Annotated in this window: 10 protein-coding genes; 2 read left to right on the top strand and 8 right to left on the bottom strand. The window is 63.8% G+C overall.

What is annotated here, in order from left to right:
• Positions 1-125: 125 nt before the first annotated feature.
• The gene (gene gcvP / locus FOY53_RS14515) at positions 126-2,972 is read left to right on the top strand and encodes an aminomethyl-transferring glycine dehydrogenase (protein ID WP_146590087.1); all 2,847 of its coding nucleotides are present in this window, start codon (positions 126-128) and stop codon (positions 2,970-2,972) included.
• A 36-nt stretch (positions 2,973-3,008) separates the two neighbouring features.
• On the opposite strand, the gene FOY53_RS14510 is transcribed toward gcvP, so the two are convergent.
• From FOY53_RS14510 to FOY53_RS14500, 3 genes are all read right to left on the bottom strand, one after another.
• A complete protein-coding gene (locus tag FOY53_RS14510; RefSeq protein ID WP_146590085.1) occupies positions 3,009-3,884 on the bottom strand; it encodes an inositol monophosphatase family protein in 876 nt (291 codons plus the stop codon).
• Between the two features lie 69 nt (positions 3,885-3,953).
• The gene (locus FOY53_RS14505; protein WP_146590083.1) at positions 3,954-6,479 is read right to left on the bottom strand and encodes an ABC transporter permease; all 2,526 of its coding nucleotides are present in this window, start codon (positions 6,477-6,479) and stop codon (positions 3,954-3,956) included.
• Positions 6,476-7,168, bottom strand: coding sequence for an ABC transporter ATP-binding protein (locus tag FOY53_RS14500; protein WP_146590081.1), 693 nt, complete (start codon positions 7,166-7,168; stop codon positions 6,476-6,478). Before FOY53_RS14500 ends, FOY53_RS14505 begins: the two co-directional genes overlap by 4 nt.
• Before the next feature lie 20 nt (positions 7,169-7,188).
• Between FOY53_RS14500 and FOY53_RS14495 the strand changes: the two genes are divergently transcribed.
• Positions 7,189-7,857: an arylesterase gene (locus FOY53_RS14495; protein WP_186766619.1), complete on the top strand. Its 669-nt coding sequence runs from the start codon at positions 7,189-7,191 to the stop codon at positions 7,855-7,857.
• A gap of 63 nt (positions 7,858-7,920) precedes the next feature.
• On the opposite strand, the gene FOY53_RS14490 is transcribed toward FOY53_RS14495, so the two are convergent.
• The 5 genes from FOY53_RS14490 to ettA form a co-directional block, all read right to left on the bottom strand.
• Entirely contained in the window at positions 7,921-8,127 is a 207-nt protein-coding gene (locus FOY53_RS14490; protein ID WP_146590079.1) for a cold-shock protein, read from the bottom strand.
• 795 nt (positions 8,128-8,922) lie between these two features.
• Positions 8,923-10,068, bottom strand: a complete 1,146-nt coding sequence (locus tag FOY53_RS14485; protein ID WP_146590077.1) for a geranylgeranyl reductase family protein — start codon at positions 10,066-10,068, stop codon at positions 8,923-8,925.
• A gap of 30 nt (positions 10,069-10,098) precedes the next feature.
• Positions 10,099-10,656 carry a L,D-transpeptidase gene (locus tag FOY53_RS14480; protein ID WP_146590075.1) on the bottom strand — a complete coding sequence of 186 codons (558 nt, stop codon included), beginning with the start codon at positions 10,654-10,656 and terminating at the stop codon, positions 10,099-10,101.
• A 202-nt stretch (positions 10,657-10,858) separates the two neighbouring features.
• Complete coding sequence (locus FOY53_RS14475) at positions 10,859-11,065, bottom strand: cold-shock protein (protein ID WP_089273477.1); 207 nt, start codon at positions 11,063-11,065, stop codon at positions 10,859-10,861.
• 463 nt (positions 11,066-11,528) lie between these two features.
• Positions 11,529-13,181 (bottom strand): energy-dependent translational throttle protein EttA, encoded by a 1,653-nt coding sequence (ettA, locus tag FOY53_RS14470; protein ID WP_146590073.1) that lies wholly within the window; start codon positions 13,179-13,181, stop codon positions 11,529-11,531.
• Positions 13,182-13,375 lie beyond the last annotated feature (194 nt).

Below are 13,375 nucleotides of genomic sequence, written 5' to 3'. Positions count from 1 at the left end.
CCGGCCCCCCGGACCCCCGGGCTATTTTTGACCCAGAGAAGCAGCAGGCGGCACAGCGCCGGTCTCTGTGTTCCAGGTCCGGTCCCGATCACTGCAGAGGCCGCTGAGGCCCGACGGAGACAGACATGTCCTTCACACCGATTGCGTACAAACCTTATGATTTTGCCAACCGACGGCACATCGGCCCTTCTCCGGACGAGATGACTGCGATGTTCGAGACACTGGGCGTTTCCGATCTCGACACATTGATCGACCAGACCGTGCCGCAGGCAATCCGTCAGAAGCAGCCGCTGGATTTCGGCAAGGCGATGTCCGAGCGCGAACTGCTGTTCCACATGCGGGAGGTGTCCGAGAAGAACCAGGTGCTGACCTCGCTGATCGGGATGGGTTATCACGGCACGGTCACGCCGCCGGCGATTCAGCGCAACATTTTTGAAAATCCGGCGTGGTATACCGCCTACACGCCGTATCAGCCCGAGATTTCGCAGGGGCGTCTCGAAGCGTTGCTGAATTATCAGACCATGGTGTCGGATCTGACCGGGCTCGAGATCGCCAATGCGTCCCTGCTGGACGAGGCGACGGCCTGTGCCGAAGCGATGACCATGGCGCAGAGGGTGGCAAAGACCAAGGCGACAGGTTTTTTCATCGACGAGAATTGCCATCCGCAAAACATCGCCGTGATGAAGACCCGGGCTGCGCCGCTGGGAATCGACGTCATCGTCGGACCGGTGGACACGCTGGAGCCGGGTGCGGTGTTCGGGGCGATCTTTCAGTATCCCGGCACATATGGCCACGTGCGCGATTTTACCCCCGAGATCGCGGCATTGCATGCCGGCAAGGCGATTGGGATCGTGAGCGCCGATCCGATGGCGCTGTGTCTGCTCAAGGAGCCGGGCGCGATGGGCGCGGACATCGCCGTGGGATCGACGCAGCGGTTCGGCGTGCCGGTCGGCTATGGTGGGCCGCATGCCGCTTATATGGCGACCAAGGATGCCTACAAGCGATCCATGCCGGGACGGATTGTCGGGATCTCGATCGACAGCCACGGCAACCGCGCCTACCGCCTGGCGCTGCAGACCCGCGAGCAGCACATCCGGCGCGAGAAGGCCACGAGCAACGTCTGCACCGCGCAGGCCCTGCTGGCGGTGATGGCCGGCTTTTATGCAGTGTTTCACGGGCCGGACGGGTTGCGCGCGATTGCGCAGCGCATCCACCGCAAGACCGCGCGGCTGGCCCGTGGGCTGCGCGATGCGGGGTTCTCCATCGAGCCCGAGGTGTTCTTTGACACCATTACCGTTGACGTGGGGCTGTTCCAGAGCGGTGTCATGGCGGCGGCGGTCCAGCAGGGGGTGAACCTGCGCGCGGTCGGCAGCACCAGGGTCGGCATCACCGTCGACGAAACCACGCGCCCGGCGACTGTCGAGGCGGTCTGGCGCGCGTTCGGCATCGACCGGCGGGATGACGACCACACCCCCAGCTACTGCCTGCCGGAACCGCTGCTGCGCACCAGCGCCTATCTGCAGCATGACGTGTTCCACATGAACCGGGCCGAGACCGAGATGATGCGTTATATGCGCCGTCTCGCTGACCGGGATCTGGCACTGGACCGGGCGATGATTCCGCTCGGGTCCTGCACGATGAAGCTGAACTCGGCGGCCGAGATGATGCCGGTGAGCTGGCGGGCGTTTTCCGACCTGCATCCCTTTGTGCCGGCGGATCAGGCACAGGGTTATGCCGAGCTGATCGGAGACCTCAGCAAGAAGCTGTGCGAGATCACCGGTTACGATGCCATTTCTATGCAACCCAATTCCGGCGCGCAGGGCGAGTATGCCGGTCTGTTGACAATTGCCGACTGGCATCGGGCTCAGGGGCAGGGGCACCGCAATGTGTGCCTGATCCCGGTCAACGCCCATGGCACCAACCCGGCCAGCGCGCAGATGGTCGGCTGGAAAGTGGTGCCGGTGAACTGTGACGACAACGGCTCGATCGACCTGGTGGACTTTGCCGCCAAGGCCGAGAAATATGCGGCGGATCTGGCCGGCTGCATGATCACCTATCCCTCGACCCACGGGGTGTTCGAGGAAACCGTGCAGGACGTCTGCCGGATCACCCATGAGAATGGCGGACAGGTCTACATCGATGGCGCCAACATGAACGCCATGGTCGGGCTGAGCCGACCGGGCGATCTGGGTGGGGATGTGAGCCACCTCAACCTGCACAAGACGTTCTGCATTCCGCACGGTGGCGGCGGGCCCGGCATGGGACCGATCGGGGTGAAGGCCCATCTGGTGAAGCATCTGCCGTCACATCCGCTCGAGCCCGGTGTCGGCTCGGTGTCGGCGGCGCCGTTCGGCTCGCCGTCGCTGTTGCCGATCAGCTGGGCCTACATCCTGATGATGGGCGGTGAGGGCCTGACCCAGGCGACGCGGGTGGCAATCCTGAATGCCAACTATATCGCCGCGCGGTTGAGTGGTGCCTACAAGGTGCTCTACACCGGCAAGCAGGGCCGGGTGGCGCATGAGTGCATCCTGGATGTACGCCCCTTTGCCGAAAGTGCCGGCGTGAGCGTCGATGACATCGCCAAGCGTCTGATCGACGCCGGGTTCCACGCGCCGACGATGAGCTGGCCGGTGGCGGGCACGCTGATGGTCGAACCGACGGAATCCGAGACCAAAGCCGAGTTGGACCGGTTCTGTGACGCGATGCTGGCGATCCGCGAAGAGATCCGCGCGATCGAGGACGGCAAGATCGACAGCGAGAACAACCCGCTGCGCAACGCGCCGCACACGGTCGAGGATCTGGTGGGCGACTGGGACCGGCCCTACAGCCGCGAGCAGGGCTGTTTCCCGCCGGGTGCGTTCCGGGTCGACAAGTACTGGCCGCCGGTCAATCGGGTGGACAACGTTTATGGTGATCGGCATCTGGTCTGCACCTGTCCGCCGATGTCCGACTATGCCGAGGCGGCAGAGTAGCAGCCTCGGCCGGCGGAGGGTGCGCCCTCCGCCGTTTCAGTTCTGGTCAGTCAGCAGGAAACCGAAGGTATCGCGGACGCGGCCCCAGGTGGCGGCGTCCGCGGCGGCGAGCAGATAGCTGCTGCGTGGGGCGTCAGCCCGGTAATCCGACCCGTCCAGAAGCGCCACATGGCCGCCCGCGCGCTGGGTGATCAGCACTCCGGCCGCATGGTCCCAGGGGGTGAGCCCGGCGGCAAAGACAAAATCCACATGGCCCTGCGCCAACATGCGGAATTCATGGCAGGCACAGCGCAACGAGGTGACGCGCTGGAACTTGGGATAGGTTGCGGCCATCGCGGCCTGTTTGTCCTTGGCCAGCAGATACAGCCCGACATAGCCGGTCAGATCCGCCACGGCACCACCTTTGGACACGCTCAGGGTGCGGGTGGCGCGACGGGGTCTGATCAGTTGCGCGGGGCCGGTGTCATCCGCAACGATCACATCGTCCATCACCGGATCGTAAAGCAGGCCGAACACCGGGGTGCCGAACCGGGTTGCGGACAGGATGACCCCGAACTGCGTCAGGCCATGGGCAAAGTTCCAGGTGCCGTCGACCGGGTCGATGGTGAACGCCAGCGGCGCATCCGCGATCTTGTCCACCAGACCCGGGTTGCTGGCCACATCCTCTTCGCCGACGATCAGGGCGTTTGGAAACAGCCCGATCAGCCCGCGCGCGATCATTCTTTCCGCGGCGCGGTCCGCCTCGGTCACCAGATCCTGCGGTCCGGTCTTCTGATCGATCTGCACCGACGACAGATCGCGAAAGCGCGGCAGGATTTCGGTCCGGGCCGCCCGGCGGATCAGGTTGATCAGGCTGGTACGCTGAGCGGGAGTGATCGCGGCGGGAACGGTCATGGGCAGATGATCGGTCATCGGTCGGGGTCCTTTGGGCATGCGGGGTCGCCGACAGCCATGCCAGTGCAGCTCCCGGGGCGCAAGGTTCTATTCCCGGGCGCGCAGCACCCCGGCGGGGCGCGCCGCAAGCGGGCGCCAGGCAAAGGCGAGCCCCGCCAGCAGGGTGGCCAGAATGCCGCCGATGATGATGCCGAAGGCCGAGGACCAGATCACCGCAAAGTCGGTTTCCATGATGAACGTGCTCACCGCCCATCCGCCGAGAATGCCGGCCCCCAGCGCCACAAGGCCCGCACCGGCCCCCAGCAGGCCCGAGCGCAGGGCGAAACTGCGCAGGATTCGGGCACGGCTGGCGCCCAGTGTCTTGAGGATTGCCGCCTCGAAGGTGCGGGACTGTTCGCCCGCTGCCGCGGCACCGATCAGGACCAGAAAGCCGGTGAGCAGGGTGGCCGCTGCGCCCCAGCGGGTGGCAGCGGCGATTCCCTCGAGAAGTTCGGACACGCGGTCGATGGCGTCGGCGACCCGGATGGCGGTGATGTTGGGGAATTGCTGCGCGAGATCGCGCAGGATCTGCGCCTCGGACTCGGGCGTGGCGTAGACGGTCGAGATGAAGGTGTGCGGCGCATTCTCCAGCGCGGCGGCGTTCAGGCTCATCACAAATCCGATGCCGCCAGAGGCAAAATTCACCTCGCGGAAGCTGGTGATCGTGGCAGTGATGTCGCGGCCGAGCACGTTGACGGTGACGGTGTCCCCGAGTTTCAGTCCGAGCTCTTCGGCCTCTTCGGCGGCAAAGCTGACCTGCGGCGGGCCGTCATACCCTTCGGGCCACCATTCCCCGGCGGTGATGGTGGTGCCTTCGCCGGGGCGGTCGGCGTAGGTGATGCCGCGGTCGCCGCGCACCACCCAGTGATCGCCTGCAACCTCTTCGGCCGGCACGCCGTTGATCATCGTGACGACGCCGCGCAGCATCGGGGCGCTGTCGATCCTGCGCACGGCGGGGTCGTTTTCCAGCCGGTCGAGATATCCGGGCATCTGGTCTTTCTGGATGTCGACAAAGAAATATGACGGCGCAACCTCGGGCAGGTCACGGCTGATCGAATTGCGCAGGTTTCCATCAATCTGTCCGACGGCGGCCAGCACGGACAGGCCAAGGCCCAGCGACAGCACCACCGAAGCGGCGCCTTCACGCGGACCACCGATGGCCCCCAGCGCCCAGCGCAGGACCGGTCTGCCGCGGGCGGCAGGGGTGGCGCGACGCGCAAGCCAGCGAATGGCGATGGCCGCGAGGCTGAGCAGGACCAGCGCGCCAAGGATGCCCCCGGCGGTCCAGAGCGTGAGCCATTCATTGCCCGAGAATAACATCGCCGTGCCGACGAGGGACAGGGTCAGCAGGCCGGTGGCAACGATGTAACGCACGGCGGGGAACAGGCTGCTGCTTTCCAGCGCGTCGCGGAACAGGGTGGCAGCGCGCACCTCTTCGGCCCGTGCCAGCGGCCAGAGCGTGAACAGCAATGCGGTGAGCGCACCATAGATCGCCGCCTCGATCAGGGGGGCTGGATGCACCGCAAACAGCGCCGGAACCGGCAGAGAGGCGGTGATCAGCGGCGCAAACACCAGCGGGATGATCGCACCCAGAATCACGCCAAGGCCGATGCCGATCAGGCTGAGCGCGCCGATCTGCAGGAAATAGGTCTGAAAGATCGTCGCCCGGCTGGCCCCCAGCGTGCGCAGGGTCGCAATCACCGAGGTTTTGCGTGCAAGGTAGGCGCGCACGGCGGCCGACACCCCGACACCGCCGACGGCAAGGCCCGACAGGCCGACCAGCACCAGAAATGCGCCCAGACGCTCGACGAACCGTGCCACGCCTGGCGCACCGTTGCGCGCATCGCGCCAGCGCAGGCCGGTGTCGCGGTAGCGTTCCTCGGCCTGCGCCTTGAGCGCGTCGAGATCGCTGCCCGGTGGCAGATCAAGGCGGTATTCGGAATCAAACAGTGTGCCCGCGCTCAACAGGCCCGACGCGGCCAGATCCTCGGTGCGCACCAGAGTGCGGGGGCCCAGCGAAAAACCGGCGCCGGTGTTGTCCGGCTCGTGAGCGATCACCGCGTTGAGGGTGAAATCCTGAGTGCCCAGGCGAAATGCGTCGCCCACGCGCAGGCCCAGCCGGTCGGCGAGGATCGGTGCCATGACGGCACCGGGAAGCTCGTTCCTTGCTAGCGCCTGCGCCAGTGGCATCGGCGGGTCCAGCAGGATCTCGCCTTTCAGCGGATAGGCCGCATCGACGGATTTCACCTGCGTCAGCCCCCGTTCCGCGGCGCCGTCAGGATCGACAACGGCCATCGACCGGAAATCGGTGACTTCGGAAACCCGAGTGGCGATCGTGTCGAGCCAGGCACGTTCCTCAGGAGAGGCAAAGCGGTAGGTGAACTGGACCTCCGCGTCGCCGCCCAAAAGGATGGCTCCCTGGTCGGCAAGACCTGCCTCGATCGCCGAGCGGACCGAACCGACTCCCGCGATGGCGGCGACCCCGAGCGCCAGGCAGGCGATGAAGATGCGGAACCCGGACAGTCCGCCGCGCAGTTCCCGGCGCGCAAACCGCGCGGCGATACGCAGGCTCATTCTGCGGCCTGCCGGTGCTGCGGGGCGATGCGTCCGTCGGTCAGGCGGATCACGCGGTCACACCGCTGGGCCAGTGAATTGGCATGCGTCACCAGAACAAGAGTGGCACCGTGACGGTCGCGCAGGTCGAACAGCATCTTGATGATGGCGTCACCATTCACCCCGTCCAGGTTCCCGGTCGGCTCGTCGGCCAGCAAGATCTGGGGCCGAGGCGCCGAGGCGCGGGCCAGCGCCACGCGCTGCTGCTCGCCACCCGACATCTGCGCCGGGTAATGATCGGCACGGTGGCCAAGGCCAACCGTTTCAAGCTCGGCGCGGGCCAGCTCGAAGGCATCCGCCTTGCCGGCCAGTTCCAGCGGTGTGGCGACATTTTCCAGCGCCGTCATCGTCGGAATCAAGTGAAAGGACTGGAACACCACCCCCATGTTGTCGCGGCGGAACCGGGCCAGCCCATCCTCGTTCTGTGCCGTCAGATCCTGCCCCAACGCCAGGACACTGCCGGACGTGGCGCGTTCCAGCCCCCCCATAATCATCAGCAGCGAAGATTTTCCCGATCCGGAAGGCCCGATCAGGCCCAAAGTCTCGCCCTTGTGAACGTTCAGCGTGATCCCGTGCAGGATATCGACCATTCCGGCATTGCCGTTGAGGCTCAGAGTGACATCTTTAAGGGCAAGAACAGGATCGGTCATGAGGGAAGGGTCCGGATACAATGAGTTTCAGGACATATGGGGTTGCTGCGCTGCGGCGCAAGGTTGCTGTGGCAATGCTGCTGGGCTGGTCCAGCCTGGCACAGGCCGAACCGGTCGAGATCGTGGCGCTGGGCGACAGTCTGACGCAGGGTTACGGTTTGCCGCGCGCGGAGGGATTCGTGCCGCAGTTGCAGGCCTGGCTGCGCGCGCGCGGGCATGATGTGACGCTGGTCAATGCCGGCGTGTCGGGGGATACCACCGCTGGCGGTCTGAGCCGCGTGGCCTGGTCGTTGCAGGACAGCACGGACGCCATGATCGTGACACTGGGTGGCAACGATCTTCTGCGCGGCATCGATCCGGCGAATTCGCGCGCCAATCTGGACGGGATTCTGCAGGTGACGGCCGAGCAGGACCTGCCGGTGCTTCTCGTCGGTCTGCGTGCGCCGGGCAATTACGGGCCGGCGTTCAAGCGGGCGTTCGATTCGATGTACCCTGACCTGGCAGAACAGTACGGGACACTGTATTTTGCCGAATTCTTCGAGGGACTCGCCGAGGAGGAGCGCCGCCCCGCCGACGTCCGCGCCTATATGCAAGCCGACGGAATTCACCCCAACGCCGAGGGCGTCAGGCGGATCGTTGCCGCATTGGGGCCATCTGTCGAAGCACTGATCCTGCGGGCTCAGAAGTGACTGGCGTCGCAGAGCGCCACAGGGTGGCGGCGCGACACGCCGCATATGTGTCGTGAAATGAACTCAGGCCAGCGCAATGTTGATCGCCGCTTCGCGGCCATCGCGGCCGGGCTCGATGTCGAATGTCACTTTCTGATTGTCCGCAAGGCCGGTCAGCCCCGACCGCTCGACAGCAGAGATGTGGACAAAAATGTCCTTGGAACCGCCATCAGGCGCGATAAATCCATAGCCTTTGGTGGTGTTGAACCATTTGACGGTGCCGGTTGCCATCAGGATGCTCCCTTGTTTTGACTGCCCGCGGAATTGCGGCAGGACGGCTAGGTCAGTGCACGATCGAGTGACTGTGCCGGGAAGGAGCAGTGGGTCGATAGAGGTAACGTCGCATCCCTTGGTATGGGGATTGCCCGAGTCGATGCAAGAAAAAATCCGGAAGGACGGTTTTGGATGAAATTGCAAAGTCGTTGACTGCGGCGGCAGTCGATCAAAGGCAAAATCACTTCCTAAAGTGCCACCGCCGCTGCAACCGTTCCCGGATACAGCGGCGGAGTTATCTGTACGTTACCCCGGCGGTGACCACCGGTTCGCACGCTAAAGGTCGGTGGCGACAGCCATTGCAGGCCGTACGACAATCCGGCCTTTGGCGGAGGTCAGGACGCTTTGGACCCCATGGTGTAGTTGATTGCTGGCTGTGCCTTGGTTCGCGGCATCTTGCGCGCTGTAAGCCGCATTGCCGCAATCACGAGGAACAGGGCGCAAACCATAAGTCCCGTCATGAAGTATAGTCCGAGAGCCTGCCACGCTGTCATGCCCCCAAAAATCCATCCGATGAGTCCACTTACCATTCCAAGTGACCCCCCGAACACAATACCGATGCCTGCCATGCCTAGTCCTTTTTCTGTCTTAGCCCGAAGTTGTCGCCATTTGGTTGACGATCCATTTACTTATTCGACATTTTTGCCGATTGGTTAACGGTTAGAGAACGGTCTTTCACCTGTCAACCTTAAGGTGTAACGCTAGGTAATTCAGTATAAAGGCGGCGCATTTGGGTTGCAAAATCCACCTCTTTTACTGCGTCAGGCTGCGCGCCAGAAGGTTTGGAAGGCGCGCCACAGTCCGTCGCGTGATTTGACCATATTCCGTCTTACCTGCTAGTAATTGCAGGTATTCCGCGCGCAATGTCGAGGAATTTCGGAACCCGGCAACGAACCCTTTTCGCAGGGCCGGCAGGAAGATCAGCGGCCGGATCAGGCGTGCCTGAGTGATCGCGCGGTGGATTGGTCCGAGCGCCGTCCGGTAGTTCGACAGCGCCTGATCCGGCATCCCGGCGCCAAGTGCGGCCAGAACTGATTCGGATGCCAATTGGCCGCTCTTCAGGGCGTAGGCGATGCCCTCGCCGGTGATGGGGTCGACCAATCCGGCGGCGTCGCCAGCCAGCAGAACCTTGCCGCGCCCGGGCTGGCGGCGATAGGCGCCAAACGGCAGGAACTGCCCCTTGACCGGACTGTCGGTGTGCACCCCCAGGTACCCCAGGTAGGCGTTCAGCGACGATTTGAGATTTGTATTGCGCCGCATCACGCCGCCGACACCGATGGTGCGGCCGCAGGTCTTGGGAAAATCCCAGCCATAGCCCCAGTCGGCGGCACCGAAATCTATGCGCACCGGCGTAACCGGCGGAGCGTCCAGGGGCAGCTCCACCTCGAGTGCAAAGCCGATTTCCGACCTGTCAAACGCCGCGCCGAAAAGGAGGCGCGCCGTGGGGCTGTTGACGCCATCCGCGGCCACCAACAGCGGAGCCGAGACGATGCCACTGTCCAGGGTGACGGCTGGCGCCTCTGCATCGATGGCAAGTACCTTCTGTCCGGTCAGGTCAGTCGCACCGGCCGAAATTGCGGCACGGAGCAGTGCGTGGTCCAGATCCCGGCGCATTGTCATGTGCAGAGGCGGCACGTCGGTGAAATGCCCGACTTCATGACCAAAGGCGCAAAAGCTGATCGCGGTTCGGTGGAGAATCGGCGTATCCGGCGCCTCGGCGCCAAAGATCTGCTGGAAATAGCGCATGGAGCGGCCGGTAAAGCCGCCGCCACACAGTTTGTCACGCGGAAAGCTGTGCTTGTCGATCAGCGCCACGCGCAGCCCGGCCCGCGCGGCCGTCACGGCGGCGGAACTGCCGGCAGGGCCGGCGCCCAGCACCAACAGATCGTACTCAGCCACGGAGGGAAGTCCGCAGCGCCGGGGACGGCATCACAGGACGGTAACGACCGCGCCGTCCGGCACCCGCTGGTACAGGTCCTGCACGTGCTCGTTGATCATCCGCACGCAGCCGTTTGACACCGAATGACCGATGGAGCTGGGCGAGGTGGTGCCGTGGATCGCGTTGAAGGTGTAGCGCCCGTCGCGATAAAGATAGAGCGCCCGCGCCCCGAGCGGATTGTCCGGGCCGCCCGGCTGGACATAGTCGTTGTCCTTGAACTTGCCATAGGCCTGGGGGTCCCGTTCGATCATCGCGTCGGTCGGGCGCCAAGTCGGCCATTCCTTGCGGCTGCCAATGACGTAAGAGCCGGAAATCTCCTGACCGGCCTTCCCCAGACCCACGCCGTAACGCATGGCGACTCCGGGTTCGCTCACGTAGTAGAGAAAATGCGCCTTCGGCACGATCAGCACCTGACCGGGCGCGTAGGATTTGCTGAAGGTGACCTGCTGGGGCCGGTAGCGCGGCGCCAGTTCGAATCCCTGCGCAAGTGCAGGCAGTGGCAGGGCGGCAGCCGCGGCGGCTGCGACAAAAGTTCGGCGAGAGATCATGGCAGTGCTCTTTTCGTTTGGAACCTGAACAGTTTTGGCGAGGGCTGGCAGAATTTCAATGCCCCAGGGGCGCCCATGCCGCAGTGTGTGGCATCCATCCCGCGATTGGTGGTCACGACGTGGTGTCAGGCGCGGAACCCGATGCCCAAAATGCAAACGACCGCCCCGAAGGGCGGCCGCATGTTGTCACTGGGACAAAAGCTTAGGCGAGGGCGAGGTTGATCGCGCTCTCGCGGCCGTCACGGCCGGCTTCGATGTCGAAGGTGACCTTCTGGTCGTCCTTCAGACCCGACAGGCCCGAACGCTCAACAGCGGAGATGTGCACGAACACGTCCTTGGAGCCGCCATCGGGCTGGATGAAGCCGAAGCCTTTAGTTGCGTTGAACCATTTCACTGTGCCAGTAGCCATGTGAATATTCCTTAGTCTAGTCTGCTGTCCACGGTATGCGACAGCCCGGCGAGGTCACGTTCGGATCGATAGCCTGCAAGCCGGTTAGGGAAGACAAGGTGGTCGAAGAGAAGATCGTCAGCCCCGCCCATATGACAGATGTTGGTGAGTCTGGCAACAGTTTTTAAAAAGGGCCGCGTTTTTGTGCATTCCGCAATTTCGGGGCAGTTGACTGTGTGCCGACGGAACGGGGTCTCAGGCCAACCGGAGCGGGCCGACCCGTCGCGGTCCGGTTGCCGATGACCGAGCGGGCAGGCGCAGTCGGCCACGTTGTTCCTATTCCGGGTGAGGTAGACTGCACCCGACGGGTGACCGGGAGAGGGCGAAAGCCGACCAAAGAGCATGATCGGGCGCCCGCGCGCGAAACACTTCAGGCAGCCTCCCCGACCAGCAGGGAAGCTGCCAATTGTTCATCAGGCGCTTGTCAGCGCGTGAACTTCTTGTGTTTCCGCTTCGGCTCGGCGGCGTCTTCGCCCAGACGACGCTTCTTGTCTTCTTCGTAATCCTCGAAGTTGCCTTCGAACCATTCCACATGGCCGTCGCCCTCGAACGCCAGCATGTGTGTGCAGATCCGGTCGAGGAAAAAGCGGTCGTGCGAGATGACCACCGCGCAACCGGCGAAGTCGACAAGGGCATCTTCCAGTGCGCGCAGCGTTTCGACGTCAAGGTCGTTGGTCGGTTCGTCGAGGAGGAGCAGGTTGCCGCCTTCCTTGAGCAGGCGCGCCATGTGAACGCGGTTGCGCTCGCCGCCAGACAGCAGGCCGACTTTTTTCTGCTGGTCGGACCCCTTGAAGTTGAAGGCTCCGCAATAGGCGCGCGAATTGATTTCGGCGTCCCCGAGCGTGATCAGTTCGGCACCGCCGGAAATCGCCATCCAGACGTTGTCGTCGGAGTTGAGGTCGTCGCGCGACTGATCCACATAGGACATCTGCACGGTGTCACCGAGGCTGACCTCACCCGCGTCCGGGGTTTCGTGCCCGGTGATCATCTTGAACAGGGTGGATTTGCCGGCGCCGTTCGGGCCGATCACGCCGATGATTCCGCCGGGGGGCAGGGAAAAGCTCAGATCGTTGATCAGCAGGCGGTCACCCATGGATTTGCGCAACCCCTCGATCTCCAGCACCTTGGAGCCGAGGCGCGGGCCGTTGGGGATGACGATCTGGGCCTTGCCAACACGTTCCTTGACCGACTGGTCGGCCATCTTCTCATAAGACTGGATTCGCGCCTTGGATTTGGCCTGCCGCGCCTTGGCGCCCTGCCGCATCCATTCGAGTTCGCGTTCAAGCGTCTTCTGCTTGGCCTTGTCCTCGCGTGCCTCCTGCATCAGGCGCTTGGCCTTCTGGTCGACCCAGGACGAATAGTTGCCTTCGTAGGGGATGCCGCGGCCGCGGTCGAGTTCGAGAATCCAGGAGGTGATCGAATCAAGGAAATAGCGGTCGTGGGTGACGATCAGGATCGTGCCCTTGTAGTCGATCAGGTGCTGTTGCAGCCAGGCGATGGTCTCGGCGTCGAGGTGGTTGGTCGGTTCGTCGAGCAGCAGCATCTCGGGCGCTTCGAGCAGCAGCTGACACAGCGCGACGCGGCGGCGTTCACCACCCGACAGGGTCGTGACATCCGCGTCGTCGGGCGGGCAGCGCAGGGCCTCCAGGGCGATGTCGATCTGGCTGTCGAGATCCCAGAGATTTTCGGCGTCGATCTGATCCTGCAGGGCGGCCATTTCGTCAGCGGTCTCGTCCGAATAGTTCATAGCCAGCTCGTTGTACTTGTCAAGCTTGGCTTTTTTCGCTGCGACCCCCAGCATCACGTTGCCGCGCACGTCAAGTTTGGGGTCCAGATCCGGTTCCTGCGGCAGATAGCCGACGCGGGCGCCTTCGGCGACCCAGGCCTCGCCGGTGAAGTCCTTGTCATAGCCCGCCATGATCTTCATCAGGGTCGACTTGCCGGAGCCGTTGATGCCGACGACGCCGATCTTGACACCGGGCAGGAAGTTCAGGCGGATATTCTCAAAGCATTTCTTGCCGCCGGGATAGGTCTTTGAGACGCCATCCATGTGGTAGACGTATTGATAGGCTGCCATCGGAAAACCCCTTGGGACATGTGTGTGTAATTTGCGGCCTAGATAGCGAAGCGGCGCGGCAGGGGCAATGCAGCGCGAAAAATTGGCATTTTGGCCGTTTTGCGCCCATTCGGGCGAGGGGCGCAGTGCATCACGCGGCCGGCAGGGGCGGGTCCGGAACAGGGCTGCGCTGCGCGAAACGCGTTGAAGTCGCG

It is taken from the genome of Puniceibacterium confluentis, from assembly GCF_007923445.1.
GTDB lineage: Bacteria > Pseudomonadota > Alphaproteobacteria > Rhodobacterales > Rhodobacteraceae > Puniceibacterium > Puniceibacterium confluentis.
The sequence above is the reverse complement of the archived record's forward strand: the minus strand, read 5'-3'. Positions and strand labels throughout refer to the sequence as shown.